Source organism: Nocardia sp. XZ_19_231, from assembly GCF_015355705.1.
Classification (GTDB): domain Bacteria; phylum Actinomycetota; class Actinomycetes; order Mycobacteriales; family Mycobacteriaceae; genus Nocardia; species Nocardia salmonicida.
Map to the genome: position 1 here is coordinate 349,285 of NZ_JACUZI010000005.1, position 25,280 is coordinate 374,564.

Below are 25,280 nucleotides of genomic sequence, written 5' to 3' on the forward strand. Positions count from 1 at the left end.
AAAGACCGAAACCACCAGGTGAGGAGTAGCGAGATGGCCTATGTACTCGGGTTCGACGAGGTCGATCGGACGCAGGTCTCGATCGTCGGCGGTAAGGGTGCGAACCTCGGTGAGTTGTCGCGAATCGACGGTGTCGAGGTACCGGACGGCTTCTGTGTGACGACGGAGGCCTTCGCGCGCATGGTGGCGGGGGCGTCGTCGCTCGACGATCGGCTCGACGAGTTGTCGCGCCTCGAGCCGGGGGATCGGGCGACGATTTCCGTGCTGAGCGAACAGTTGCGACGCACGGTCGAGGAGTTGGTCGTTCCCGAGGAGATAGCGGACGCGATCCTCGCCGCGCATGCTCGCCTCGGAATCGACGGCGCCTATGCCGTGCGGTCCAGTGCGACGGCCGAGGACCTGCCCACCGCGTCGTTCGCCGGTCAGCAGGACACCTTTCTCAATGTCGTGGGAGCGGAGGCGATCCTCGAGCACGTGCGCCGGTGCTGGGCTTCGCTGTTCACCGAGCGGGCCGTCACCTATCGACTCCGAAACGGCTTCGACCAGAAGAAGATTCAGATGAGCGTCGTCGTGCAGCGGATGGTGTTCGCGCGGGCCGCCGGCATTCTGATGACGGCCGATCCTGTCACCTCCGACCGGACCGTGGTGTCCATCGACGCCGGTTTCGGTCTCGGCGAGGCTCTCGTATCAGGTCTCGTCAACGCCGACGTCTACCAAATTCGCGACGACCGCATCACCGGCAAGGCGATCGCCACCAAGAAGATCGCCGTAGAGCCGGTGCCGACGGGCGGAACACAGGTCAGCGAGATCGCGCGGGAGCGCCGAAACGAGCCGGTGCTCTCCGATGACGAGGTGCTGCGCCTCGCACATCTCGGCCGCCGCGTCGAAGCACATTTCGGCAGCCCCCAGGACATCGAATGGTGTTCGGACGGTGATGGTTTTCGGATCGTGCAGAGCAGGCCGATCACCACCCTGTTCCCGATCCCCGTCGCCGCCGACGGGGAGAACCACGTCTATGTGTCGGTCGGCCATCAGCAGATGATGACCGATGCGATGAAGCCGCTGGGGATCTCGGTGTGGCAGCTGACGAGCAATGCGCCGATGCGCGACGCGGGCGGCCGCTTGTTCGTCGACGTCACCGCGATGATGTCCGCACCCACGAAAGGCGCCGCCTTGGTAGCGGGCCTCGGTAAATCCGACCCGTTGATGGGCGACGCGCTGCGGACAGTGCTGGAGCGCGGTGATTTCGTTCGTCAAGTGCCAGAGGAGGATTCCGGCGCACCAGCCGCCCCGTTCGGCATCGCTGCCGACCCGGTCGAGACCGATCCTGACATCGTCACCGAACTGATCGCGGAGAGCGAGGCTTCTCTCACGGCGTTGAAAGGCGAGATCGGAAACCTGTCCGGACCGGCGCTGCTCGACTTCATCCGATCCGATATCCAGGCGGAACTGCGCCGGGTCCTGTTCGCGCCCCAAGGTTTACAGGTGATCATGGCCGCGATGGACGCCACGGAGTGGCTCAACGATCGGCTGCGAGAATGGCTGGGCGAGAAGAACGCCGCCGATGCCCTCACCCAGTCGGTTCCCGGGAACGTGACATCGGAAATGGGTCTGGCGCTGCTGGACGTCGCCGATGTGATCCGACCGCACCCGGAGGTAGTGGCGTACCTGGAGCGGATCGAGGACGACGACTTCCTGGTCGGTCTGGCCGATTACCCGGGCGGCGACGAAACGAGAGCCACGATCGAGGACTTCCTCGTCGAGTACGGCATGCGCTGCGCCGGCGAAATCGACATCACCAGGCCGCGATGGAGCGAGAGCCCTGCCACGTTGGTGTCGACAATCCTCGGCAATATCAAAAACTTCGGGCCCGGCGCGGGTAGGCAGCGCTTCGAGGACGGCCTACGCGATGCGCAGCAGAAGCAACAACAGATTCTGCAACGACTACGGGCTCTCCCCGATGGGGAGCAGAAAGCCGTCGAGACCGAGCAGATGATCGAGCGCGTGCGCACCTTCTCCGGCTATCGGGAGTACCCGAAGTACGGCATGGTCAGTCGCTACTTCGTCTACAAGCAGGCACTGCTGCGCGAGGCCGAACAGCTGGTGGAGTCCGGTGTGGTTCGCGAGTCCGACGACATCTTCTTCCTGAGATTCGACGAGCTGCACGAGGTGGTTCGCACGCACCGAGCCGATCAGAAACTCGTCGACGCACGAAAAGACGCGTTTCGCTCCTACCAGTCGCTCACCGCGCCGCGCGTGCTCACCTCCGACGGAGAAGCGCTCACCGGCGCGTATCGACGCGAGGACCTGCCCACCGACGCGCTGCCCGGCTTGGCGGTCTCGGCCGGGACGATCGAAGGCCGCGCCCGCGTGATCTCCGACATCGCGCAGGCCGACCTCGATTCGGGCGACATCCTGGTCACCGCCTACACCGATCCGAGCTGGACCCCACTGTTCGTCGGGATCGCAGGGCTGGTCACCGAGGTGGGCGGCCTGATGACCCACGGTGCCGTGATCGCCCGCGAATACGGCCTGCCCGCCGTGGTCGGCGTGGAACATGCCACCGAGCTGATCCGCGACGGGCAGCGTATCCGGGTGAACGGCACCGACGGCTACGTCGAGATCCTGTCGCAGCCGTAGTCAACGGTTTCGGGCCGGGCCGACGGCCGACATATCGATTGCTGGGACCTTGGAAGGATGGTGAACGCGGTGTGGCAGCGATCAGTTGCTCGGCGATCGTCGTGCTGTCGGGCGGGCTGATTCGATGCGGGCGGCGAGCTCGACCAGATCGGCCGCGGGGCCGGTGGGTGGGGTGCGGCGGTGCCAGATGGCGCGGAATTTCCGCGTCAGGACTATCGAGTCGGCCAGGTCCACCTCGTGCAGGGTGCCCGCACGTAGTTCGTGGGCAACGATCAGACGGCTGACGACCGCGGGAGCGAGGCCGCTGCGGGTGGTCGCGAGAATCGCCGCGGCGGAACCGAGTTCGGCGGCGGGTCGTGCGGGGGTGCCGTGAATCTCGAGTGCCGCCCAGACCGTGTCCCTGGTTCCGGAACCCTTCTCGCGCCACACCAGTGGCGTATCGGCGAGCTCGCGTGGGCTCACCGGCCTACCGCGAGTAGCCCACGGTTGGGTCGGCGCGACAACGACAACGAGCTCGTCGGCCACGAGTACCCGGCTACCCAATCCCGAGGGCGCCTGCGGTCCCTCGACGAACCCGAGCGCGACTTCGCGATCGCGAACCGCCGTGGTCACCTGGTGAGAATTCGCCACATCCAGTTCGACGGCGAGCTCGGGTCGAAGCTTGCGCAAGGCCGCCAGCCACTGCGGGATCCGGTGGTCGGCAATGGTCTTCGAGGCGATCACATGCAGTTGCGGTGACAGCTCGCGGTGCAGGTTCGCGACGCCGTCCATCAAGGCACGGCTCGCGGCCAGCACCGGCCGACCCAGTTCGACCACGGCCGAACCGGCATCGGTCAAGGCCGAACCGGTGGGTCCGCGATCGAGCAGCCGCAGATGCAGTCGCCGTTCCAACGCGCTGATGCGCATGCCGACCGCGGGTTGGCTGATGCCGTGTCGGCGCGCGGCGGCGCCGAGGCTGCCCAGTTCGGCCACCGACACCAGCAGATCGAGGACCTCCAGATCAGGAGTCCCCGGCGGCAAGCTCATAAGGAAACCTTACGAGGTGGTGGAAATCGGGGGCTACTCGGCGGTGGGCGCTCGCACGAGGATCAGCAGTACCGCAAGTCGCGGTTCAGCACAGCTGAGGAGAACAACGTGACGTTTGTGATCGGCGCCGCCTGCGTGGACATCCTGGATCGGGCCTGCATCGAGGAGTGCCCGATCGACTGCATCTTCATCGGCGATCGGATGGCCTACATCCAACCCGACGAGTGCATCGACTGCGGCGCGTGCGAACCTGCCTGCCCGGTCGAAGCCATCTACTACGAAGACGATCTGCCGCCGGGCCAAGAACAGTTCATCACCGAAAACGCCCGCTTCTTCCACGAACCGCTGCCCGGGAGAGTCGAGCCACTCGGTCAGCCGGGCGGCGCGACATCGGTCGGTGTCCTCGGCGTCGATACGGCCTTTGTGCAGGCGTTCGAGGCGTAGTTCTCGAATCGAGGCGGTAAATCCCGCAGGTCGGCGTAGATGTACGCCAGAATGTCGCTATGCGGACATTCGCCAAGATGGTGCACGCCGTCACTGCCGGAGTTCTGATCGTCGTGGCTGGTCACGGTGTTGCCGATGCCGCACCCTCCGGGAGTGCTGACAGTCTGCTGCCGTGGCCGGCCGCGGGGCCGGACGGTGTGCACGCGTCGGGTGCGGCGTTGGCGGAAGGGCTCACCGGGATGGTGGTGTGGTCGCGCGAGGCGAACACCCCGGTCCCGATCGCCAGTATCGCGAAGGTGATGACGGCGGTGGTCGTGATCCTCAGCGGTGACCTGGAACGGCCGGTGACGGTGCCGCAGGAAGCCGGGGCCTACTGCGCCAGGGAGAACGGCAGCACCGCGGGGTTGGTTGCCGGCGAGGTGCTCACCGCGCGCCAACTGCTGTACGCGCTGCTGCTGCCGTCCGGCTGCGACGCGGCCTACACCGTCGCCGAGTCGTTCGGGCCCGGTCAGGGCGGTTTCCTGGCCAGGATGAACGACACCGCGCGGGTCATGGGTTTGGCGGGAACACATTTCAGCGACCCGGCCGGCATGCCGTATCCCACTGACCACTCCACCTATTCGACACCGGCAAATCTCGTGGCGCTGGGTGTGCGGGCGATGAACCTGCCGCTGTTCCGGGAGATCGTCGGTGCGAGGAACTTTCACGTTCCGGCCGGTCCTGCCAACCGTGAGCACCACTGGGAAACCACGAACCGCATGCTCGACGAATATCCCGGCACCATCGGGATCAAGACCGGCAACACCGACGCCGCGGGTCACTGCTTGATGTTCGAGACGGTTCGTGCGGGCATCCCGCTGATCGGTGTGGTGCTGCACAGCTCGGACCACAGCAGCGCAGCGGCCAGGCAGGACGCCGAGCGCATGCTGAACTGGGCCTACGACCCGATCCTGCGAGTTCTGCAGCCGATCGGAGGCTGACAACCGGCGCGATCCGAGCGCAACGCCTAGCATTCGGGATGTGCGCGGTGGCAGATGGTTTCGGGTCCTCGTTTGCCTGATCGTGCTCGGCAGTACCAGTGGCTGCGTGGGCGCGGTGGACCGGGCCGATTTCGAGGATCAGCTCCGATCGCGCGGCGGCGGTTTGGTGAGTGCGTTGCCGCAGGAGGCCATCGCGGCGCTCATCCAGCGAACCGGCGCCACCGACGTCGAAGCGAACCTCATCATCCTCACTCCGCCGAACTCGACCCAGTTCCGCCTGACCTTGAACGATCAACCCGCCCAGATATCGCGGTTCATGGCCGACGACGTAGTGCTGGCCGCCCGGGCGCCCACCGTCCGCCTGCGTGTTCGGCCACCTGATCGTTCGCGGCAACTCGACGACTATTCCTTCACCCTCGGGGAATTGAGCGCACCACGCCCGGTCCGGGTTTCCGCCTTCGACGACCTCGACGGCGAGGATTTCACCGTCACCGAGGTGCCCGGGCTGTCGCGCGTAGAAGAGATCGTCGACACTGCCCTCGCCCGCAGCGAGCTGCCCGACGGCCAGGTCACCATCATCGTGGTGTGTCGTTTCGGCCGCGAGATCCGCATCGTCGCCAACGTCTTGTCGCCGCGCTCGGAGATGGTCGTCGAATTCGACCGCACCGGCACCTTCCTCCGAGCACAGCAGGTGTAGCGCATGCGACGCATACTGGTAGCAGCGATTTCCCTCGTCAGCGCCGCCGCTTTTCTGACGATTATTGTTGCCGTCGCCGTCTGGCCGGGCGAAGCGAAACTCACCGCACCGCTGTTCTGTTCGTCTCCGGCCACCGAGCCCGTGGTCGTGTCCGACACCTTCCACGACTCCGAAGGAACCTCGACCAACTACACGCTGTACTGCGTCAGTGACCGCGGCGTCCTCACCGACGAGGGCTTCGCACTACCGATGCTGGTGCTCTTCGCCGCACACGTCGTGATCTTGGGAGCCCTGCTCCTGCTCACCGCGCTGCTCGGCCGCCTCGGGCACCGACCCGACCGATCGGACGGGCCATTCGAGCGCGTGCAGGACAGCTGACAGTCAACTCAGATCTTCGTCGTCGTCTTCGAGATCGACCTGCAGATCCACCGAGAAGTTGCCGATAGACAGTGGATTGCCCGACTCGGTCATCGTCAGCTTCTCGGTGCCGAGGCCGATTCGGTGCAGGAAGACCGTGGTGACGGTGGCGGCGGCTCGTGCCTGGTCGCGTTCGGTCGGCCACATCCGCGTGGAGCTGCCGTCGCCACAGTCCACGAAGCCGAGCTCGTCGAGGTGTGGGCGGGTGGATTCGGTGGTGAAGGCGCGGAGGCGGATCTCGGTCGGGGACAACTCGAGTTGGGCGTAGCGGTCCGGTGTCTTGTCGCGGTCGAAGAAGTGCAGCACGAGGGGTTCGGGGCCGGGGCCGAGTGCGCGCATGGCGAGGTGAACGCTGCGCAGCAAATCGGTCAGTAGGCCACGCAAGTGGCCGAGGGTGTAGACGCTCCAGATCTCGGCGCCGCGGCCGCCCGAACCGGTCGGCGAGGCGGACCACGTGGAGCTGACCTCGTAATCGTCGGCGCTGTTGTACTCGATATCGTGCTCGTCGGTCGGAATCCGGTCGTCCGCGTCGACGAATTCGGGGTAGTGGTACTGGGTCTTCCAGTGCCACCACCTGCTGTTGGCGTCGGAGTCGGTGGACTCGACCCGCACGGACAAGCCTCCCCAATCGGAGAGCTCGAGCGTGCGCAGGCTTTCGCCGTCGACCCAGCCGACATCGAGATCCGACAGACCGCCGAACCAGGTGGGCGGACCCCACGTCGCCACCGCGAGGTCCAGGTAGCGGCGGAACTGTTCTGCCTCGATCGTCGCGACAGCGATGGACAGCTGCATCCGCTGCTCGCTCTCGCCATACGGATCGTGGTCGTCGCGGATTCGGCCACCGGAGGGCGTGTGCGGGATGTCGACCGCGCCGTCGCTGAGCAGCGTCCATCCCGCGGTGCGGCACACGTGTTCGACGTCGGCTCGGACGAACGTGCGGAAGTCGCTCGCACGCAACTGCGTCAGCAAGTCGGCGAAACGTCCATCGGGCATGGTGTCCATACCCGAGCACGTTAACGATGACCACCGACACGAAGCCGTCCCGAAGATTGCGCATCGGCCTTCGGAAGCTGTTGCCGCGCTTGACTATCCGGACCTTCTGCCGGTGAAGGTCTCAGCCGATCGCGGGTACCTGCTCAGCGGGCACCGGCGCAGGCGGCGGGGTGCCGTCACCGAAGGGGCGCCCACCCAGCTCCTCGCGATGGTGCGGGGTGAGCCAGTTCGACAGGTCCGGTCCCGCGGGGACGATTCCGGTGGGATTGATATCGCGGTGCACCACGTAGTAGTGCTCCTTGATCTGCCCGAAGTCGATGGTGTCACCGAAGCCGGGGGTCTGGAACAGGTCGCGGGCATACGCCCACAGCACCGGCATCTCGCTGAGTTTGGTGCGGTTGCACTTGAAATGGCCGTGATAGACGGGATCGAAACGGGCCAGCGTGGTGAACAGTCGCACGTCGGCCTCGGTGATCGTGTCACCGACCAGGTAGCGCTGAGTGCTCAGTCGATCGGCAATCCGGTCGAGGGCGGCGAAGAGTCGAGCGTAGGCGGCGTCGTAGGCGTCCTGATCGCCGGCGAAGCCACAGCGGTAGACGCCATTGTTGATGTCGCGGAACACGTCCCGGTTGATCTCGTCGATCTGCGCGCGCAGCGGTTCGGGATACAATTGCGGTGCGCCCGGCCGGTGATACGCGGTCCATTCGGTGGAGAAGTCGAGGGTCATCTGTGCGTAGTCGTTGGTGACGACCTGCCCGGTCGCGATCTCGACGACGGCGGGCACGGTGATCCCACGCGGATAGTCCGGGAACCGGGCCAGATAGGCGTCGCGCAGGTGGTGGATCCCGAGGACCGGATCGATTTCGCCCGGATCCAGATCGAAGGTCCAGCTGAGCTTGTCGTGGGTGGGCCCACACAGGCCCAGTGACAGCACCGGTTCGAGCCCGAGCAGCCGCCGCACGATCAGCGTGCGATTTGCCCACGGACAGGCCCTGGCCGCCACGAGTCGATAGCGGCCTGCTTCGACGGGGTATCCATCACCTCCGTCGGCGGTGATCCGCGTGGTGATGTAGTTGGTGTCGCGACGAAACTCGCCCGCCTCGACGTAGGTGCCCGCATCGGCATCGCTCACCGTCCCAGTCTCGCACACCCACGCGCTGGGCGAGTCGACCATTGTCCGCGACAGCGACTGCGTTCTTGTGCGGTCGTGCTCCGCTCGACGGCCGACGTGTTCATGGCGCGAACTCTGGGGGAAATCGCGGTGCGTACCTCATCGAACTGCCGCACGGTAGGTCCGGAAAGTGCGCGGGACGAAGACGAGAAGTCGGCAGGTGGCATAGGGGATTCTTCTGGCGTCGCGGCAAACTCGGTTCGTGATCGTGATCGGTCCTGCCGAGGACGTGACCGACGTCCGGCTCGCATGCGGAGGAACCCGCCAGTAACCTGTGGCCCGTGATACCGATGGGCAAAGCGCCGGGCGGGGCGGCGCGACCACGCATCGCTCTGACCGCAGTCGCTGTAGTGGTGTTCGTGACGTTCCTCGACACCACGGTCGTGAGTGTGGCGCTGGGGGACATCCGGCGCGATCTGAGTGCCGACGTGACGATGTTGCAGTGGGTGGTCAACGCCTACACCGTGGTGTTCGCCGGGTTGATGTTGGCGGGTGGCTCGCTGGGGGACCGGTGGGGACGCAAGCGGGTGATGATCGTCGGTTTGGTGATCTTCTGCGCCGGTTCGGTGGTCTCCGCGCTCGCGAGCAGTGTCGCGGTGCTCATCGCGGGCCGCGCGATCATGGGACTGGGCGCCGCGGCGTCGGAACCGGGAACGCTGTCGGTGCTCCGCCATGTCTTTCCGGACGATCGGGCTCGCGCCAAGGCGATCGGTGTGTGGGCGGCGGTATCGGGGCTGGCGTTGGCGGCGGGACCGGTGCTGGGCGGCGTGCTGGTCCACGCCTACGGGTGGCGCTCGATCTTCTGGTTCAACCTCGTGATCGCGGCGGTGGCGCTCGTCGTCGCGTTGTGGTCGGTGCCGGAAAGCGCCGACCCGAGTCCGGATCCCATCGACTGGGCCGGCGCGGTGCTCGGCGCGACAGCGTTCGGGTCGGTGATCTACGCCGCGATCTCCGGTCAGGATCGGGGCTACACCTCGCCGTCGGTGCTCGCGTTCTTCGCGATAGGTGCGCTCGCGTTCGTCGGGTTCATCGCCGTCGAAACACGAGCGCGCGCACCCATGCTCGACCTGCACTACCTGCGCTTTCCTGCCGTGCGCAGCGCATTGCTCGTGGCCTTCGCCGTCTATTTCGGCATCTTCTCGATCTTCTTCTTCACCGCGCTGTATCTGCAAGTGATGCAGTCGTATTCGGGTGCGCGCACGGCCACGGTCTTCGCGCCGATGGCCGCCGCGATTGTGATCGGTTCGCTGCTCGCGGGACTTTGGGTAGCGAGGCGAGGTGCGCTGACCCCGATGATTCTCGGCTGTGTGATCGGCGCGGGCGGGATCTTGCTGACTCGCCACATGCTGTCCGGGGAAATCCACGATCCGTCGCTGTCGGCCGCGATGGCGGTGGCGGGCTTCGGCTTCGGGATCGCGGTGGTGCCGTTGACGTCGGCCGTGATGTCGGGCGTTCCGGCCGAACACTCGGGAATGGCTGCCGCGGTGACCAATACGATGCGCCAGGTCGGCTCGGCGTTCGGTGTCGCGGTCCTCGGCGCGCTGGTGAGCGGATTCCTGTCCTCGGACCTGAAGGCGCGGATGAACGAACTGGGTTTGCCGACCTCGCTGCAGCCCGACGCCATCCAAGCGGTGGAACTCGGGAAGATTCCTGAGGGCGTCGACATCGGCCCGTACCTGAAGTACCTGTCGAAGGTTTCCGAGGTGCTCAACGCGGGCAAGGCGGCCTTCCATCACGGACTCGACGTGGCGCTGCTCGTTTCGGCGCTGATGATTCTCGCCGCCGCGGCATTCACCGCCATCGACGCGGCACGTCACCGTGCGGACATCACCTGATTCATCGGCACGAATTGCCTACCCGCAGAGGCTGTTCCGAGCGGTTCCGGCCGACGCTCAGTGCGTCGGCCGGAACCAGCTTCAGGCGCTGACCGAGGCTGTCACTTCACGAGTCAGTCGTGAGGACCAGGGGCACCAGAAACATCCGGGAAGGAAGGCGCCGCACGCCTCGTCGAGGTAGTCCTCGGTGTACTGGATGCTCGAATCGCAGACCTCGATCGCCATGGTGAAGAACGTGATGGTGTCGGGGTCGAGGTGGAAGTTCCACTCCGGGTTGTAGCTCTGCTTGGTCTTGCGGAGCTTGCCCATGACGTGGGTGGACATCGTTTCCTCGCCGGAGAGGATCCGACGTGCCTCGGAGATCCGCTGTTCGTTGTTGAGCTGGAAAATGAATTCTTTTCCGCTGTAGTCGGTGAATGCAAAGAGCGCCATGACATTTCCCCTTTGTCGATACGTTCGAGAGAGCGGGAGTCGAGCGTGTTGCGACGCCGAGTGTATCGGCCGAATCGAGCGCGCGTGAGCGCATTTGCGGATGAAAGCTGTTGGCAAACAACAGGTTTAGGGAAGCAGTCGGTTTCTGTCCGCGAAACGGGGCAACGGGGGAGTGCTCATCGGCGCGTCCCTGAGGCGAGTTCGTCTCGACGCGGTGACTGCCGCCCCGAATCCGCCTTCGCCGAGGTGATCAACTCCCGGACCGCCATCGCACCGCGCGCGACAGCGCCCGCGACCCGCCCGTCCGCGCCGATCAACACGGCCGACGGCGTACCCCGAACCCGGTAGCGCAGGGCCGCCTCATTGCCCTGCTGCACCAGCACCGCGATGTCGCCCACTTCCTGCGCGCGGCCCCAGGCGGCATGTTCGGTGAGATCACCGTTGCCGACCAGTACGACCGTCAGAATCTCCCGGACCCGCGATTGCCACCGCGGCAACTCACGAGCCAGCGCCGCGCACATCTCGCAGCCGGGATGGACGAACACCAGCAGTACTGCCTTGCCGGGCGCCAGGAGCGACTCCAAGCTGATCCGCCCACCCTCGACAGCCAGCAACTCGAACTCGGGTGCCACCGCACCGACCGGCAGACCCTCGGCCCCGAGCGTCGACAGCGCCTGTTCGTCGACCCGCCGACCTAGCGTGCGCAACTCCCCGAGCGTCCAGAGCAGCACCACCGCCAAGATCACGATCAGTGCCAGCCCTGCAGTGGCCTCGGCGGGCAAACCCGCCGGGACCTGCGGATACCGCAGCGCCCCCACGGTGACCAGGGCGGCGAGTGCCATCAACAGTCCGTTGCGCACCAGTGTCGCGGTCCCGATCGGCCCCGCGCTCGCCGCACCGAAGCAGGAGCAGTTCGGATGCTCACCCCGCAGCAGCAACCGCACGATCGCCGCAGTGAATCCGGCGAGCAGCAACAACGCCACGCCACCCGCTACCCCCGCCGTCCACGGCAACAGCACCCCGGCTGCCACCAGTCCTTCGGCTACCGGTAATCCGATCGCCACGATGGGAACCCACCTGATGGGTATCCCGAAATCCGCCACCGCCTTCCGTGTCGCGGGCCCGTCCGCCAACTTCCCCCACGTCGACAGTCCGAAGGCCCCAGCCAGTACCAATCGCGAACCCCACACTCCGTATTCGATCAGCATTCCGGCACCATCCCACAGACGAAGCGGTCTGAAATATGATTTGCTGGAACAGCTTTCGCCGCGGCTCGCGCGTGCTACCGGGCGGGGCCGTCCAGGCGTCGTTTGGACAGATCGACGCGGCCGGGCAGGACCATCAGTAGATCCTTCTTGACCTCGACCCTGCGCGTCGCGGCCCGAACCACCCGTGTTCCCGTCGCCAGATCGTGGACGGCTCGACGACCGTTCGCGGTCACCATCGCGAGCACGCAGCTGACCGCGAATATGCCGAATCCGCTCAGCGCCAACGCATTCAACACCGACGAGTCAGGGTTGCCGCCCGAGACCGACATGAGGAAGAACGGCAGGAAGATGATCAGCATCCGGACGACTGCCTGACGCAGGCCGAGTCCAGGTCGAGCCCAGGTATCGGCGGGCACGACCTGTAGCCCGAGTAAGCCTTTGCCGAGCGTCTGTCCGTCGCGGCGAACCAGGAGGAAGACCTCGAGCCCGATGTAGGCGGCGAAATAGCACAACCAGGCACCGACGCTGTAAACAAGGTTTTCGTGCGTCTCGCCGATCGCCATCGCAGTGAGGACCAATGGCAGGCTCATCGGCACGGCGATGAGAAAGGTGAGCGCCAAGCAGACCGCGAGGTCGATGAGTCTCGCGGCCAGTCGGCGAAGGACCGGAGCGGCTTGATACGGCATCTGACCTCACAGCGAACCGATGGTCGTTGATCCTGTTCGGCCGCTTGCGCTTTCACAGTGGCCGCCCGACCAAGGCTAGCGACTCCGCGTGGTGTGAAGCGTCGAACTCACGATCCGCCGACCGGGCCGGCTACTCCGAGCAGGGTCGTTTGCACCTGTAGGAGGTGGTCGATGTCGCCTTCGGTGTCGGCGACGGCGTTGCTGTAGAGGAAGCTCTCGCCGAGGCGGACCAGGGCGAAGGCCAGGGTCGTTCGGTCGATCGGGGGGCGGTATCCGTCCTGTTCTTGGGCGCGCTGGATGAGTCGCTCGACCAGTGCGACGCTGCCGCGGTGCACCGGTCCGTCGGCCTGCGTGACCAGGCGAAGGGCCGCCGGTGATTCGTTCTGGAGGTAGGTGCGCAGTGCCGGGTCGGCTGCCAGGCGGCGCAGTATTCGATCGAAGACTTCGGAGATGCGGTGGGCGCCTCGGCTGTCGCAGTCGCTGTCGATCGCGGTGAGCAGGCGTTCGAACTGACGGGCTATGGCGATGCCGAGCAGGTCTTCTCTGGTGCCGAATCGGCGGTAGATGGTGGTGCGGCTGATTCCGAGTTCCGTTGCTACGGCGTGTAATTCCAGACGTTCACCGCGAAGGAAGATGCGGATCGCGGTGTCGAGCACATCATTGGGGGGCGCGGTGGGGGACAGGAGCGGAGCTGACTGGGTATCGCGGGGCCGCGCTGCATCGCCAGGCGCGGTCGGCTCATCGGGCAGGAATGGTTCTGCGTGGGGCGCTGAGCCTGCATCGACCCCGCGCACGGCGGCCGGATCGAGATGGCGCATCGCCGCGACGATGATCGAGACCGTCAGGTTCGCGGCCGCGGTGAAATCGAGGTGCTGGGCCAGCGCTTGCTGGACTCCGCGCACCCCGATGTCGGCGATCGCCGCCGCACAGAAATCGGCACTGGCACCCCATTGCAGGTCGGCGCCACCGTATTCGTGCCGGATCAGTTCGGCGACGGTGTCGGCGACCGACTGGATCGTGGCGGTCCGCACTTCGTGTGACCGTCCCGCCGTCGGAGCGCCGAAGAGGATGTGGAAGCCCTCGGCGCGGGTGGCGGCGAAGTCGAACAGCGCGCGCGTTGTCGTCGCGATGTGCCGGTCGAGATCGAAACCCTGTGCGCGCCGGTAGCTTTCCCGCATCCACTCCAGCAGGCTCGCCGCCTCACGGCGCACACACGCGTCGAAGAGCTGCTCCTTGGTTCCGAAGTGCGCGTACAGCGTCGGTTTGGAGGTTTCGGCCGCGGTGGCCAGTTGCTCCATGGTGACGTTGTCGAAGCCGTGCGCGGCGAATACCGAGAGCACTCCGTCGAGCAGCGTGTCGTCGGATGGCCGCACCGCCGTGGAACGGCGGCGCGGCCGGTCGACGGCCGACTCCGAATCGGGCCTGGTCATGATGCAGCAGACTACCGTCAGCCGTTGCGCGGGTGGGCGAAGCAGTTGACCGGCACGCGGTTGGCCGGATCCAGCGCGTTGAGAATGTGCTGCGCCACAACCGGATCCGAGGCGGCGCCGGCATGTTCGAAGATCGCCAGTGGGCACTGGTCCTGCACGACGATATTGGTGACGTTCGGGGCGATCGGTCCCATGCCGCTGGTATGCGGAGCGACCACCTGATCCCAGCGGGTCATGATGAAGGTGTAGTCGATGTCGGCGGGGTAGGCGTCACCGGAGTTCACCGCGTCGAGGTAGTCGGAGCCGCTCGTCATCTGCAGGCTCGCGCCGAATCCGAATGCCTCGGAACGGAGTTGGAGGTCATCCCATACTCCGAGCAGGTCGAGAGCGCGGGCGATCAGCGCCTGACCGCCGGCTCTGGTGCCGTCGTTGAGCGGGGTCAGGTTCACCGACTTGGCGACCTTGGCCGCTCCGCCCAGGTACTTGATGTACCACCGCGGCATCACGGTGCCTTCCGAGTGGCCGACGAGGTCGACCTTCTGCGCCCCGGTAGCGGCCAGCACGCGATCCACGAACGGCGCGAGCTCCTGGGCTGAGGATTCCCGCATCGACTTGGTGCCCGGAATCAGGTTCAACGGCGCCGGTGCGGCCGGGTCGAGGCCGTAGTTCAGGGCGAACACGCAGTAGCCGTTGTTCGCCAGCAGCGGCGCGATGGTCGTCCAGTTGGCGGCCATCGTCGCGGTGAGGCCGTGCACCAGCACCACCGGTTCCGGATGTTCGGCGCTCGGGCGGCAGTTCCAATCGTTGGCTCCGGGCGGGGAAGCCCGGTCGACGAAGTGGACGATTCCGGGAATCAGCCCGTACGGGACGGGGTACTGCGGGGCGGCCTGGGCGGTGGCGGGCGCACCGGCAGCGGCGACGCCGGCCAGTGTCGCGGCCAGGATCAGCCGTTTCATGACGCCGGGGCGTCGGCGGTCGGTGGTTCGGGCGGGAGAAGACATGAGCACTCCTAGGACATCGTTGTACTGCCACAAGTTCTAGCACTGCGTTACTGCAAGTAAAGCCAGATCGAGCAAAACTCTCGTAATTGCTTCAAATCGGTTGACATGACGGCGGGTCTGATGGAACGTCTATTCATATTCGTTCCACTTGAGGAGTCGTCTGACGTGTGCCCGGCATCCACGCACAACATCGGCAGTGCTGCCGAACTGACCATCGACCGCGTCCACTTGCGCGAGTGGCTGATCTCGCTCGGTCTGCGGTGTGCGGGCCCGGTGAAGGTCGCTCGCATCGGTGTGGGCAATTCCAACTTGACGTTCCTGGTCACCGACACCGCCGACCGCCGCTGGGTGCTGCGCCGACCGCCGCTGGGCGAGCTGCTCGCCTCGGCCCACGACGTTGTCCGCGAGGCGCGGATCATGGGTGCCTTGTTCGATACCGATGTGCCGGTGCCGCAGATTCTCGCGGTGGGTGCTCAGGACGGTGTCCCGATGGTCTTGCTCGAGCATGTCGAGGGTCAGGTCATCGAGAACATGGCCGTCGCGCTGGAGCTCACGCCCCATCAGCGCCGTGCCACCGCATTGGCGTTGGTCCGCGCACTCGCGCAGGTCCACGCTGTCGACCTCACCGCCACCGGACTGACCGACCTGGCCGGACATCGCCCCTATGCCGAACGCCAGATCCGCCGCTGGTCCAGGCAATGGGAACAGTCCCGAACCCGGGATCTCCCGCTGGTGGATCAGCTCACCGATCGGCTGACCACGGCGATCCCCGAACAGCGGGAACGGACGTTGGTGCACGGCGACTTCCACCTGCGCAACATGATCATCGCGCCCGGCGACGGTTCGATCACCGCGGTCCTGGACTGGGAGTTGTGCACTCTCGGCGACCCACTCGCCGACCTCGGCAGTCTGCTCGCCTATTGGACGGAACCGGGCGAACCCGGGGTCGCGGGGTTCGAGATGACCACGCTGCCCGGGTTCCCCAGCAGACAGGAACTCGTCGACGAATACCTCGACCACGCCGGACGTGATCCCGCGGCACTGGCCTTCTGGCACGCGCTCGGGCTCTGGAAGCTGGCGATCATCGCCGAAGGCGTGCGTCGCCGAACCCTCGACAACCCGGACAACAGCACCCATGCCGGGGCTCCGACGACCGAACAGATCGACCATCTCGTCGACCTCGCCGACGTGGTGGCCACCGCTACCGGCATGTGACCACCAGCGCAGAAAGTGAACAACGACAATGCAATTGGCTCTGACCGGCGACGAGATCGCCTTCCGCAATCACCTGCGGTCCCTGTATCGCAACGAAATCCCACCCGAGATCCGCGATGGCGTGCGGGAAGGGCGCGAGCTCAGCCGCGAGGCGCTCGTCACCACCCAGCGCATCCTCGACGCAAACCGCATCGCGGTGCCGAACTGGCCGCAACAGTGGGGTGGCCGGGACTGGACCCCGATTCAACGCCATCTCTGGCACGACGAGATGGCGCTCGCGTCGGTACCGGAACCGCTGACCTTCAATGTCGACATGATCGGCCCGGTCATCGCCCGGTTCGGAACCGAGCAACAGAAGGCCCGGTTCCTGCCACCCACCGCCAACCTCGACATCTGGTGGTGCCAGGGGTTTTCCGAGCCCGAAGCGGGCTCGGACCTGGCCTCCCTGCGCACCACCGCGACTCGCGACGGCAACGACTACGTCGTCAACGGACAGAAGATCTGGACCAGCATGGCCCAGTACGCGGATTGGATGTTCTGCCTCGTCCGCACCGACCCTGGTGCGGCCAAGAAGCAAGCGGGGATCTCGCTGTTGTTGATCCCGATGGACGCGGCCGGTGTCACGGTGCGGCCGATCGAGCTCATCGGTGGGAGCCGCGAGGTGAACGAGGTGTTCCTCGATGACGTCCGAGTGCCGGCCGAACATCTTGTCGGACAGGAGAATCAAGGCTGGACCTACGCGAAATACCTGCTCGGCAACGAGCGCACCGGCATGGCCGCGATCGGACGCACCAAGGTCCGGCTGTCCACGATCAAGGCGCGCGCCCGACTCACCAGGGTAGGCAAGGGCACACTGCTCGACGACCCGCTGTTCGCCGCGCGTCTCACCGAGCTCGAAAACGACACGCTCGCACTGGAATTGATCCAGATCGGAGCGATCGCCGGAGCGAAGGAAGACCGGACCGCGCAGACGGCATCGATTCTGAAACTCCGTGGCAGCCAACTCCAGCAGGCCGCCACCGAACTGATGATGGAGGTCGCGGGCCCGAGCGCGCTCCTGTCGGACCACAACCGATGGGCGGGCCGCAGCACCGCCGCCTACCTCAACTGCCGCAAGACATCCATCTACGGAGGATCGACCGAGGTGCAGCGCGGCATCATCGCCTCGACGATTCTCGGATTGTGAGCCCAGACCATGAATTTCGAACCGACCGCGGAACAAACGATGTTGCGCGACACTGTGAGCGACATCCTGGCCGACCCTGCGCCCGCGGCATCGGATGATCTGTGGGCCACCTTCGCCGACCTCGGGCTGCTCGGGCTGACCTTTCCCGAATCCGACGGTGGCCAGGGTGCGGGGCCGATCGAGGCGATGATCGTGATGTCGGAACTCGGCGCCTGCCCGGCCCGGATCCCGGTGCTCGACTGTGCCTACCTGCCGGGGAGTCTGCTGGTCGAGGCGGCCAGTCCTGCCCAGCGCCGCGAACTGCTGCCGAAAGTCGCGGCGGGGGACCTGCGGCTCGCGTTCGCACACGAGGAGCTGTGCTCGCGCTGGCCGCTGCGAAGCTTGTCTACGGCTGCGGTTCGGCGGGGCACTTCGTGGCGAGTGCGCGGGCGTAAGTCGCCCGTTCTCTACGGCGCCGAAGCGGACCTACTCGTTGTCAGCGCGACCGGGCCCGACGGTATCGGCCTGTTCCTCGTCGACCCCGCCGACGCGGGCGTGACCAGGCGTGGAAGTGCCACCCATGACGGTATGCGCGTGGCCGACATCGTCTTCGAACAGGCCGCCGCCGAGCCGTTGGCTGCGCTGGGCGCCGACTCGGCCATCGAAGCCGCCCAGGTCGCGGCCCAGGCCGCGCTGTGCGCCGAGGCGGTGGGCGCGATGACCGAGGCCTTGCGTATCACTGCCGAATATCTGTGCACCCGAAGACAGTTCGGCGTTCCCTTGCGTAGCTTCCAGGCGCTCACCCACCGTGCGGCCGACATGCACATCGCGGTTGCGCTCGCCCATGGCATGTCCGTCTACGCCTCGACGGCGTTGGCCGACGGCCTGATCGACCAGACGGTGGCCTCGCGGGCGAAACTGCGTGTCGGGCGATCGGCCCGGTTCGTCGGCCAAGAGGCTGTCCAACTGCACGGCGGCATCGGAATGACCGAGGAACACCCGATATCGCGTTACTTCGCGCGGCTCACCGCCATCGAACAGACGCTCGGAAACTCCGATGACCATCTGCGATTCCTGATGGACCGCGTCGCCGAGTACGACATGGTCGACCTGTGAAGCCCGCGGTCACCGGGCGACCGGTCGTCGCGGTCACCGGCGGCAAGGTGCGAGGCCGGACTGTCGACGGTGTCAGCGCGTTTCTCGGTGTGCCTTTCGCAGCTGCCCCGGTGGGGCGGGCTCGCTTCCGGGCACCGGCGCCAGTCGTGGGCTGGACGGGGATTCGAGAGGCGGACGCGCTCGGGCCGACGTGCCTGCAAGGCGCTTACCCGCCCGCTATCGAACAGATATTGGGCACATACCTGGTGGCGGGCACGGAATGCTTGAACGTGAACATCTGGACGCCCGACCCCGGCGGAGGCGGCCTGCCGGTCATGGTGTGGATCCACGGTGGTGCGTTCGTGCACGGGTCCAACGCGGTACCCGCGTACGACGGCACCGCCTTCGCCCGCGACGGGGTGGTGCTCGTGGCGATCAATTACCGGCTCGGCGCTGCGGGCTTCGCCGTGCTCGACGGGGCACCGGCCAATCGCGGCCTGCTCGATCAGCTGTTCGCGCTGGCATGGGTGCGTGAGAACGTGCGGGCGTTCGGCGGAGATCCCGACAATGTCACGGTCTTCGGCGAATCAGCGGGTGCGATGAGCGTCGCCTCGCTGCTGAGTTCGCCCGCCGCCACCGGGCTGTTCGCACGGGCGATCATGCAGAGCGGCAACGGCGGCGTCGCGGCGACCGTCGACGATGCTCGTTCGCTGAGTGGCGAACTCGCTGAGGCGTTGGGTGTGCCCGCGACCGCGGAAGCCTTCGCGGCAGTGTCACCTTCGGCGCTGCTGGCCGCGCAGGAGGCGGTCCGTGCGGCCTTCGCCCGCGATCCGAACCCGGCGCGCTGGGGCGAGTCGGTGCTGGTGGCAGGTGCCGGCATGAGCTTCTTTCCGGTAGTGGACGGCGATGTTCTTCCCGCGGTACCCGTCGAGGCGATCGCGGCGGGATCCGCCCGTGGAATCGCCCTGCTCGCGGGCTGCACCACCGAGGAGTTCCGGCTGTTCAGGGTGCCGACCGGACTCGGGGACGCGATCACCGCCGACGCACTACCGTTCGCGCTCGCACGGTTCGGCATCGGCGCTTCATCGATCAGGCCGTATGCCGCCAACCGTCCCGAGGCGACCGCGGGCGACCTGTTCGCGGCGATGGTGACCGACGCGGTATTCCGTGGTCCCACCAGAGAACTCGTCGAATCGCAGAGCGCTGTCGACACCCCGGCGTTCCTGTACGAGTTCGGGTGGCGGCGCGCGGATCTGGGTGCGATACACGGACTCGAGGTGCCGTTCGTCTTCGACACCTTGGCCGCGGCAACCAGGCTCACCGGCCCGAATCCGCCACAGCGGATCGCCGACGAAATGCACTCGGCCTGGATCGGTTTCGCCACCGATGGTGACCCGGGCTGGCCCCGCTACGCCGAGGACAAGCTGGTTATGACCTTCGACGAGCCCTCCTCGGAACTGGTCGGCAATCCGCGTGCCGAGGAAAACGCGGCGCGCCACCCAGGACGACAGGACTGACCATGGCAAATCTTTTCGATCCCGTCCGACGTCATGCCGATACCCACCCCGACACGGTGGCCATTCGCGGTGAAAGCTCCGTGCCCGGCGAACTCGCCGCGTGGACCTATCATCAATTGCGTTCGAGGAGTATCAATTACGCTGCGGCGCTGGTCGCGTCGGGGCTGCGGGTCGGTGATCGAGTTCTGCTCGTCGCACCGTCGGTGCCCGAATTCGTCGTCGCCTACCTGGGGATTCAGGTGGCCGGTGCCGTGGTGGTCCCGATCAACACGATGTCGACCCAGCACGAAGTCGACTACGTCCTCGACGACGCGGGCTGCGCGCTCGTCATCGCTTGGCACGCACTCGGTTTCGCCGCCTCGTCGGCGGCACAGGCGCGTGGCGTGCCCGTCTGGAACCTGTGCCCCGGCGCGGACGAAGGTCTCGCGTCGACGGAGGTTCGTGACCGTGACCCCGACGACACTGCGGCGATCCTCTATACATCGGGCACCACCGGTCGTCCCAAGGGCGCGCAACTGACCGTGTCGAATCTGCTGTCCGCGGGCGAGATCGGCGTCGCGTGCAGCCGTTCGACGCGGTCGGACCGCACGGGTACAGCTCTGCCGCTGTTCCACGTCTTCGGCCAGGCCTCGGTGATGATGACAACCTTCACCGCCGGTGGGTCGCTGTCGTTGCTCTCGCGATTCGACGCACAGGCCATGACGGCGATGTTGCGCCGCGATCGGCTCACCGTCATGGTCGGCGTACCGACCATGTGGAACGCGATGTTGCACACCGCGGGCGACGCCGACCCCGCCGACTTCGCCCAACTGCGGATCGCCGTCTCCGGTGGCGCGTCACTGCCCGCCGCGGTGACTCGGGAATTCCAGGCACGCTTCGGCTGCACCCTGCTCGAGGGGTACGGACTCACCGAGACCACGGCGATGGGCACCTTCACCGACATCGAGCGGGGTGCGAAGGTCGGGTATGTCGGCGGCGCGACACCGTTCACCCGGATCGAGGTCCGTGACGAGGCGGGCAACCCGTGCCCGCCGTCGACCGTCGGCGAGATATTCCTCCGCGGCGCGACGGTGATGAAGGGTTACTGGGAGCGACCGTCGGATACCGCCGACGTTCTCGATCACGAGGGCTGGTTGCGCACCGGAGACCTCGGTGCCGTCGACGCCGACGGTGACCTGCGCATCGTCGACCGGGCCAAGGACCTCATCATTCGTGGCGGTTACAACGTCTATCCGAGCGAGGTCGAGGAGATCCTGTTCGCGCATCCCGACGTCGTCGAGGTGGCCGTGATCGGTGTCCCGGACGATTACTACGGCGAGGAGGTCGCCGCGGTCGTCGTGCGCCGCGCGGAATCAGTGCTCGATGCCGCGGATGTGTCGGTGTGGGCGCGAGAACGGCTCTCCGCGTACAAGATCCCGCGCGTTATCCAGTTCGTCGACGCCTTGCCCAAGGGTGCCACGGGCAAGATCCTCAAGCGGGCCATCGACCGTGGAACCCTCGGTTGAATCGGCTCGCAGTAACAATGTTACTCTCTGTCGGCGCTGGTGTGACAGGCATCATGATCTGATTCTCCGGCGACCTGAGTCACTGCGGCGACGATGCCGGTCAGTGGTGTCGACTGAGAGGTTCTCGATGAAGCGACAGGATCTTCGACGGGTGCGGCCGCAGGCTGGGCGCATCGTCGCGGTGTTGGTCTTGGCTTGCGCCACGGCGGTGGCCGGCGTGGTGACGGATGCGGGTGAGGTCTCGGCCGAGCCGATGAACTCGTTCTACACGCCGCCGGACCAGATTCCGCAGGAACCGGGCGCGATCATCAAGACCGCGCCGATGACCTTGGTTCTGACTCCCCCGACCGAGCAGGGATGGCCGGGCCGGGCGCAGCACGTGATGTACACGACGAAGCTGCAGGACGGGTCCCCCGTCGCCGTGAGCGGGACCTACATCGAACCGACCGTTCCGTGGCAGGGAGCGGGCCCACGGCCGACGGTGGTGATCGGTCCCGGTACCTCGGGTCAGGGCGACCGTTGCGCGATGTCGATGGCGTTCTCGACAGGGATGACGGTATCCACCGAGCCGTTGGGGCTCTCGGCGAACCAAGAGCTGCCGTCGTCGGTGGTGTGGAGCGGGCTGGGCGCGCGAGTGCTGGTGACCGATTACGTCGGCCTCGGCACACCCGGCATCCACACCTACGCCAATCGGTTCGAGAGCGGACACGCCATTCTCGACGGAGTTCGGGCGGCCAACAACCTGGGCGGGGTCGGACCGGAGACACCGGTCGTGCTCTGGGGCTACTCCCAGGGCGGTGGCGCTACCGCGGCCGCCGCGGAGATGCAGCCCAGCTACGCGCCGGAACTGAACCTCAAAGGTACCTGGGCCGGTGGGCCGGTAGCCGACCTGCCCGCGATCCTGGAAAAGATCGATGGCGCGCTGATCGGCGGTGCGATCGGGTTCGCTGTCAACGGCATGCTCGCGCGCTACCCCGAGCTGCAGCGTGCGGTCGACAAGGTCATGAGCCCGGGCGGGCGCGCGATGCTCGATACGTTGAGCAACGCCTGCATCGTCGACTTGATCACCACCTATCCCTTCCTGAAGACCAACTCGCTGACCAACGATGGTCGCTCGCTCACCGAGCACCTCAGGGAAATGCCCGAAGCCGCACCGGTACTGGCCGAACTGCGCATCGGCAACTCCACCCCGGCCACGCCGGTCCTGATCACGAGCGGTCTCAACGACGACACCGTCCCGTACGGGCAGGCTCGCCGACTCGCCGAAGACTGGTGCGGCAAGGGCGCGACGGTCACCTTCCGCACGAACGACCTGCCGCCGATCCTGCCCGGAACCACCATCCCGAATCACTTCGGGCCGGAGATCATCGACGGTTTCGGTCCTGACAACGCGTTCACCTATCTTCTCGATCGCCTTGCGGACAAGCCGGTCTCCGGCTGCAGTATCGCCTGAACAAGGATCTGAGTGTGAGGAACATTCCCGCCGCTGGATGCTGATTGCCGTGGCAACAGCGAGCGGGATGTTCCCCGACCTGGCATCCGCTCGGTGGGGCGAGCATGGGCTCGGCGTGCGTGAACGGGCGCGGCCATGACCAGCCGGGTCTCTACGTTCTCGACGGTGCGTTGCTGCCGGGCAGCGCCGCCGCATGCAATCCGTCGATGACCATCGCGGCGGTCGCGGAGCGGGCCATGGACGATCTCGTCGCCGAGGATGTGGGCACCCGGATCTGAGGGCGGATCGCTTCGGTGGCAGCACAAGTGGATGGTCTACTGTGACATGGTGGCCAGAAAGGGCGATGGTGATCCCGCGCGCAAGATCACCGAAACCACCTTGTCGCTGCTGGAATCGGAAGGTTACGACGCGGTTCAGCTGCGCCGGGTGGCTCGCCTCGCGCAGGTATCGCTGACCACGGTCTACAAGCTGTACCCCACCCGCGACGAACTCGTCCTCACGGCGGTCGCCCACTGGATGGCCACCAACACCTACACCGAACTCGACCCGCCACGAGTCGGCGAATCACTCGCCGATGTGCTGATACGGGTGACCCGCTACGTGTTCGAACCGTGGGAGCGTCACCCCCGGATGCTGGCCGCCTACTCGCATGCTCGTTCCGGTCCCGGCGGGCAACGACTCGACGCCCAAGGTTTCGCCGCGGTGTTGCCCGCAGTCGGCGCGATGTTCGCCAGTCTCGACGAGGACTACGCCGCCGATTTCGCCCTCGTGCTGACCAACATGGTCTACGCCCTGTTGGCACGTTTCGCGCACGGGGATATCGCGATCACCGAGATCCTGCCCGCACTCGAACGCGCCATCGTCCGATTGACGCAGAACAACGCTCCGTTCGCCGCGGCTGCCGAGCGGGCCGCCGAACCGGGTGCGACGTCCTTCGAGTGGATTTCCGGCTTCAGCTCGCCGTATTCCCCGGGAACCGAGACCGGCGAGTCCTAGCCCGGGAACCGCCTGGCAGGTAGTGGCTCGGGCAGGTTCGGCTGGTTGGTTGCGCAAACGTTTCCGCGGCTCACCGGAGCAGTTCAGGCTCTGGCAATCCCCACACGGGATCCTGGAGAATCGGCGCCGACGCCGATGTCCACGAGGAGGAGCCCGAGCGGATGGATCGCCGCAACCACGAGTTCAGTCGGCGCAGTGTGCTGTATGCGGCGGGGGCGGCGATCGCGCTGGCGGCGGTGGCGCCGCCGACACCGGCGGGGACGATCATCCGGGGCCGTTCCCGCGACCTCGGTGCGGGGGAGCGGGCGGATCTGGCGGAACAGGCGATCGTGGCGCGACATGTGCGCTCGCTCTGGGGGCTGCCGCAGCGCCGGTTGGGTGCGCTGGTGTGGCCCGCGGATCTGGCGGAACGGGCATTCGGGCGATGGTGCTACTGGTGGCAGGCACATCTGCTCGACTGCGCGGTCGATGCTACCCACCGCGCACCTACCCCCGACCGCGTCGATCGGGTGGTCGCACTCGCGCGGGGAATCCGAACCCGCAATGTCACCGGTTGGACCAATCGGTATTACGACGATATGGCGTGGCTGGTGCTGACGCTCGAACGGGCCGACCGGCTGCTCGATATCCGGTTCGACGACGCGATAGGCGATCTGCGGGGCGCTTTGATCGGTGGATGGAACCCCGACGTGGGCGCGGTGCCATGGCGGTCCGGCGACGATTTCTACAACACCGCGGCGATCGGTCCGACCGGTCTCGCGATGGCTCGCCTCGGCGATATTTCCCGCGCCGGTGAACTCGCCGATTTCCTGGACATTCGATTGCGTGACACCGAGAGCGGCCTGATCCACGATGGTGTCCACGAGCCAGGGGGTCAGGTGGATCGCACCGTTCACACCTACTGCCAGGGCGTGACCATCGGGCTGGAAACCGAATTGGCTTTGCGCACCGGCGAATCCGGGCACGGCTACCGTGCGGCAGCACTCGTGACCGCAGTCGAGCACCGGCTCACCGACTCCGGAGTGATCGCCGCGGCAGCCGGGAACGACTCCGGGCTCTTCATGGGAATCCTCGCGCGATATCTGGCCGAAACCGCACTGGCGCTGGGGAATACGACCGCCGCGAATATCGTGCACGCCTCCGCCCAGGCGGCCTGGGCGAATCGCGCCGAGGTCGACGGCCTGCCCCTGTTCGGTACGGACTGGAACCGTCCGGTCGTTGTCCCGGAACATCCGGGAATCTTCCTCCAGCTCGCGGACACGTCCGCTGCGTCGTCGGCGAATCTGAGCCGCGACCTGTCGGTGCAGCTGAGCGGATGGATGCTGCTCGAAGCCGATTACCGACTGATCGCCGCAGGCCGCTGAACTCGCGATG

At 66.3% G+C, this 25,280-nt stretch carries 22 protein-coding genes and 1 pseudogene; 15 read left to right on the plus strand and 8 right to left on the minus strand.

Annotated features, from left to right (window positions below):
• Positions 1-33 precede the first annotated feature (33 nt).
• Complete coding sequence (gene rph / locus IBJ82_RS23645) at positions 34-2,640, plus strand: rifamycin-inactivating phosphotransferase (protein ID WP_194828154.1); 2,607 nt, start codon at positions 34-36, stop codon at positions 2,638-2,640.
• Between the two features lie 81 nt (positions 2,641-2,721).
• On the opposite strand, the gene IBJ82_RS23650 is transcribed toward rph, so the two are convergent.
• Positions 2,722-3,666, minus strand: a complete 945-nt coding sequence (locus IBJ82_RS23650) for a LysR family transcriptional regulator (RefSeq protein WP_194828155.1) — start codon at positions 3,664-3,666, stop codon at positions 2,722-2,724.
• A gap of 108 nt (positions 3,667-3,774) precedes the next feature.
• On the opposite strand from IBJ82_RS23650, the gene fdxA reads away from it, so the two are divergent.
• Genes fdxA through IBJ82_RS23670 form a run of 4 tightly spaced genes read left to right on the plus strand, consistent with a single transcriptional unit; the run spans position 3,775 to position 6,165 of the window.
• Positions 3,775-4,110: a ferredoxin gene (gene fdxA, locus IBJ82_RS23655; RefSeq protein ID WP_194828156.1), complete on the plus strand. Its 336-nt coding sequence runs from the start codon at positions 3,775-3,777 to the stop codon at positions 4,108-4,110.
• Positions 4,111-4,169: 59 nt separating this feature from the next.
• Positions 4,170-5,090 carry a D-alanyl-D-alanine carboxypeptidase family protein gene (locus tag IBJ82_RS23660; RefSeq protein WP_228537563.1) on the plus strand — a complete coding sequence of 307 codons (921 nt, stop codon included), beginning with the start codon at positions 4,170-4,172 and terminating at the stop codon, positions 5,088-5,090.
• 40 nt (positions 5,091-5,130) lie between these two features.
• The gene (locus IBJ82_RS23665; RefSeq protein WP_194828157.1) at positions 5,131-5,787 is read left to right on the plus strand and encodes a hypothetical protein; all 657 of its coding nucleotides are present in this window, start codon (positions 5,131-5,133) and stop codon (positions 5,785-5,787) included.
• 3 nt (positions 5,788-5,790) lie between these two features.
• Positions 5,791-6,165 (plus strand): hypothetical protein, encoded by a 375-nt coding sequence (locus IBJ82_RS23670; RefSeq protein WP_194828158.1) that lies wholly within the window; start codon positions 5,791-5,793, stop codon positions 6,163-6,165.
• Between the two features lie 3 nt (positions 6,166-6,168).
• On the opposite strand, the gene IBJ82_RS23675 is transcribed toward IBJ82_RS23670, so the two are convergent.
• Entirely contained in the window at positions 6,169-7,206 is a 1,038-nt protein-coding gene (locus IBJ82_RS23675) for a hypothetical protein (protein WP_194828159.1), read from the minus strand.
• A gap of 112 nt (positions 7,207-7,318) precedes the next feature.
• On the minus strand, positions 7,319-8,371 hold the full coding sequence (locus IBJ82_RS23680; RefSeq protein WP_228537564.1) for a glutathione S-transferase family protein: 1,053 nt from the start codon (positions 8,369-8,371) through the stop codon (positions 7,319-7,321).
• Positions 8,372-8,658: 287 nt separating this feature from the next.
• Here IBJ82_RS23680 and IBJ82_RS23685 point away from each other — a divergent pair, with 287 nt between their 5' ends.
• Positions 8,659-10,203 carry an MFS transporter gene (locus IBJ82_RS23685; RefSeq protein WP_194828161.1) on the plus strand — a complete coding sequence of 515 codons (1,545 nt, stop codon included), beginning with the start codon at positions 8,659-8,661 and terminating at the stop codon, positions 10,201-10,203.
• Between the two features lie 81 nt (positions 10,204-10,284).
• Here the strand turns inward: IBJ82_RS23685 and IBJ82_RS23690 are convergent, their stop codons facing one another.
• The 5 genes from IBJ82_RS23690 to IBJ82_RS23710 form a co-directional block, all read right to left on the minus strand.
• Positions 10,285-10,635 (minus strand): calmodulin, encoded by a 351-nt coding sequence (locus IBJ82_RS23690; protein ID WP_194828162.1) that lies wholly within the window; start codon positions 10,633-10,635, stop codon positions 10,285-10,287.
• 176 nt (positions 10,636-10,811) lie between these two features.
• On the minus strand, positions 10,812-11,843 hold the full coding sequence (locus tag IBJ82_RS23695) for a MauE/DoxX family redox-associated membrane protein (protein ID WP_228537565.1): 1,032 nt from the start codon (positions 11,841-11,843) through the stop codon (positions 10,812-10,814).
• 74 nt (positions 11,844-11,917) lie between these two features.
• Positions 11,918-12,529, minus strand: a complete 612-nt coding sequence (locus IBJ82_RS23700) for an RDD family protein (protein WP_194828164.1) — start codon at positions 12,527-12,529, stop codon at positions 11,918-11,920.
• 107 nt (positions 12,530-12,636) lie between these two features.
• Positions 12,637-13,959: a QsdR family transcriptional regulator gene (locus IBJ82_RS23705; RefSeq protein WP_194828165.1), complete on the minus strand. Its 1,323-nt coding sequence runs from the start codon at positions 13,957-13,959 to the stop codon at positions 12,637-12,639.
• Positions 13,960-13,976: 17 nt separating this feature from the next.
• A complete protein-coding gene (locus IBJ82_RS23710) occupies positions 13,977-14,960 on the minus strand; it encodes an alpha/beta fold hydrolase (RefSeq protein ID WP_228537566.1) in 984 nt (327 codons plus the stop codon).
• Positions 14,961-15,149: 189 nt separating this feature from the next.
• On the opposite strand from IBJ82_RS23710, the gene IBJ82_RS23715 reads away from it, so the two are divergent.
• The 9 genes and pseudogenes from IBJ82_RS23715 to IBJ82_RS23755 all read left to right on the plus strand — a co-directional run bounded on the left by IBJ82_RS23715 (position 15,150) and on the right by IBJ82_RS23755 (position 25,270).
• Positions 15,150-16,175, plus strand: a complete 1,026-nt coding sequence (locus tag IBJ82_RS23715; RefSeq protein ID WP_370585472.1) for a phosphotransferase family protein — start codon at positions 15,150-15,152, stop codon at positions 16,173-16,175.
• Between the two features lie 28 nt (positions 16,176-16,203).
• Positions 16,204-17,361, plus strand: coding sequence for an acyl-CoA dehydrogenase family protein (locus tag IBJ82_RS23720; protein ID WP_194828167.1), 1,158 nt, complete (start codon positions 16,204-16,206; stop codon positions 17,359-17,361).
• 9 nt (positions 17,362-17,370) lie between these two features.
• The gene (locus IBJ82_RS23725) at positions 17,371-18,456 is read left to right on the plus strand and encodes an acyl-CoA dehydrogenase family protein (RefSeq protein WP_194828168.1); all 1,086 of its coding nucleotides are present in this window, start codon (positions 17,371-17,373) and stop codon (positions 18,454-18,456) included.
• On the plus strand, positions 18,453-19,952 hold the full coding sequence (locus IBJ82_RS23730; protein ID WP_194828169.1) for a carboxylesterase family protein: 1,500 nt from the start codon (positions 18,453-18,455) through the stop codon (positions 19,950-19,952). The genes IBJ82_RS23725 and IBJ82_RS23730 overlap by 4 nt, the downstream gene beginning before the upstream one ends.
• 2 nt (positions 19,953-19,954) lie before the next feature.
• A complete protein-coding gene (locus IBJ82_RS23735) occupies positions 19,955-21,457 on the plus strand; it encodes a class I adenylate-forming enzyme family protein (protein WP_194828170.1) in 1,503 nt (500 codons plus the stop codon).
• 127 nt (positions 21,458-21,584) lie between these two features.
• The gene (locus IBJ82_RS23740) at positions 21,585-22,910 is read left to right on the plus strand and encodes a lipase family protein (protein ID WP_194828171.1); all 1,326 of its coding nucleotides are present in this window, start codon (positions 21,585-21,587) and stop codon (positions 22,908-22,910) included.
• A 65-nt stretch (positions 22,911-22,975) separates the two neighbouring features.
• A pseudogene (locus IBJ82_RS23745) lies at positions 22,976-23,188 on the plus strand (GMC oxidoreductase); the annotation flags it as partial.
• A 49-nt stretch (positions 23,189-23,237) separates the two neighbouring features.
• Positions 23,238-23,906 carry a TetR family transcriptional regulator gene (locus IBJ82_RS23750; protein ID WP_370585446.1) on the plus strand — a complete coding sequence of 223 codons (669 nt, stop codon included), beginning with the start codon at positions 23,238-23,240 and terminating at the stop codon, positions 23,904-23,906.
• Positions 23,907-24,067: 161 nt separating this feature from the next.
• On the plus strand, positions 24,068-25,270 hold the full coding sequence (locus IBJ82_RS23755) for a glycoside hydrolase family 76 protein (RefSeq protein WP_194828173.1): 1,203 nt from the start codon (positions 24,068-24,070) through the stop codon (positions 25,268-25,270).
• Positions 25,271-25,280 lie beyond the last annotated feature (10 nt).